The 350-nt window shown below is 48.3% G+C and carries 1 pseudogene; it reads right to left on the reverse strand.

Annotation, left to right across the window (positions count from 1 at the left end):
- Positions 1–81 precede the first annotated feature (81 nt).
- A pseudogene (locus A3766_RS30915) lies at positions 82–350 on the reverse strand (hypothetical protein); the annotation flags it as partial.

Raw genomic sequence — 350 nt, forward strand, 5'->3', positions numbered from 1 at the left:
GGATAGAGTCATTCAGGTGACTGGGTATGGCACTTCTAAGACCCCTGCGTAGCCATCAACGGCTTACTTAGGCGTACTAAGCTAAGCGATGGACAAGCCCATCGCATGCTTAACCAACTGTTTCTTGATAAAGCCCTGCTTATTTACAAAGTCCAGCCCTGTATTACGCACCCACCGAAGAAGTGGATCGGGTTGAGCAAATAAACGCTTAAAACCTTCCATCGCGCCCATCATCAATAGGTTATCTGCCTGCCGCTGTCGTTGATAACGTTTGAGCAAGGTGAGATTTCCCGGGTCCAGCTCTTGTTGGTCAGCCAGTATCAGCACCTGACTCAATGCAAAAACATCTT

Source organism: Oleiphilus sp. HI0132, assembly GCF_001635845.1.